Genomic DNA, 1,642 nt, shown 5'->3' with positions numbered 1-1,642 from the left:
TGTGATTAGTTGCCGTCAGAGTGATGAAAGCAGCTCCCAAATCTTTAGAGAACGTCAGCGTTTAAGAATGCCGTTTACTAACTTTATGAGCGATTAATTATCAGTGAGCAGAACTTTTTTGCGATGAAGACTGCTATTACAAATGTATTGTGCTAATATAATAGTTTACTCTAATCATATGTATGTCCAGTAAAAATTTTTTGTGTTGAGCCTTAATTTGTTTATCAATATCAAAGAGTTTTGTCCAAATCCATTAAAATTTTCATTGTGCGCTTGTTCATAAATTAATAAACTAGCAAACATTTTCGAAAAAATATGACAAGATATTTTTGTTGAGCTTATATATTAAATTTGTTGTATATGGCGACCCGTTTTCCCCACCAGTAATAATAAATGCGCATTTCCGAAAGACTTTAACAAATGGAATTGTAGCGGATTCTTCGTCAGCTGACTCTTGTTAATGAATATTTATTCAGAATTTCATAATAATTTTCTTGTTATTACAATATATAAGCTATAATAACTACTTTATGATTATTATAATTTAAGTGAGGAATAATTTTCATGAAACAATATATAGTTGATGCTTTCACAGATAAAATTTTTTCAGGCAATCAAGCGGCAGTCTGCATAATGAATTCTTGGCCGGACGAAAAATTAATGATTGATATAGCGCGTGAGAACAATTTTTCAGAGACAGCATTTACTGTTAAAGACTTGAAACATTATAAATTACGTTGGTTTACTCCCGGCGGTGAAGTAGATTTATGCGGCCATGCAACGTTAGCTACTGCATTTGTATTGATGAATTTTTACGAGGATTCTCACAGGATTATATTTGACACAATGAGCGGCCCTCTTACAGTTAGACGAGATAAAGACGAGCTTTATTATATGGACTTCCCGTTATATGAGTTAAAATCTGTTCCAGTTACAAATGAAATTTGCGATGCTTTAGGCGGAATGACTCCTGAATATGCGTTTATGGGGCGTGATCTTGTATGCGTCTTGAAGGATTCAGACAGCGTTAAAAATTGTCAGCCTGACCTAGAAAAAGTAAAGCAACTAGACGGCTTATTGTTGCATATAACAGCGCAGGGACATGACAACATTGATTGTGTTTCCCGAAGTTTTGCGCCCAAGCTCAAAATTAACGAAGACCCTGTATGCGGTTCCGGTCATTGTCATATAGTACCGTATTGGGCTGAAAAATTGCACAAGAATCAAATCACAGCTTATCAGGCATCACAACGAGGAGGCTACTTATATTGCAGCATTGAGAACGAGAGAATCTCAATATCAGGTAAAGCAGCTTTATTCGCTGAAGCCAAAATCTTTTGCGACTAACTATAAACGGGGCAGCTTGAATTAATAATTTATTATTCGAGTACAGCTCCGTTATTTATTATTTGACAAATAAAGCATGAGAGTTATAATAATTACTCGTTGAACGACCGTAAGAAAGAAAAAATTGCGGGGCGTAGCGCAGTCTGGTTAGCGCACCTGCTTTGGGAGCAGGGGGTCGGAAGTTCGAATCTTCTCGCCCCGACCAGAGTGAAAGAAGTAATAACATGCGGGAATAGCTCAGTTGGCTAGAGCGATGGCCTTCCAAGCCGTAGGTCGCGGGTTCGAATCCCGTTTC

At 37.1% G+C, this 1,642-nt stretch carries 1 protein-coding gene and 1 tRNA gene; both read left to right on the top strand.

The window, feature by feature from the left end; all coding sequences use genetic code 11:
• The first annotated feature begins 564 nt into the window (after window positions 1–564).
• The gene (locus tag IJS99_08845; protein MBQ7561919.1) at window positions 565–1,347 is read left to right on the top strand and encodes a PhzF family phenazine biosynthesis protein; all 783 of its coding nucleotides are present in this window, start codon (window positions 565–567) and stop codon (window positions 1,345–1,347) included.
• 127 nt (window positions 1,348–1,474) lie between these two features.
• Window positions 1,475–1,552: transfer RNA gene (locus IJS99_08840), tRNA-Pro, on the top strand.
• Window positions 1,553–1,642: the final 90 nt, after the last annotated feature.

The sequence above is a fragment of the Synergistaceae bacterium genome (genome assembly GCA_017444345.1).
In the GTDB taxonomy this organism is placed as follows: Bacteria; Synergistota; Synergistia; order Synergistales; family Aminobacteriaceae; genus JAFUXM01.
This window is presented reverse-complemented; position numbering and strand designations above follow the sequence as displayed.

Excerpts from the sequence above, each read along its gene's own strand:
- IJS99_08845 (MBQ7561919.1), top strand. The coding sequence starts at position 565 with ATGAAACAATATATAGTTGATGCTTTCACAGATAAAATTTTTTCAGGC.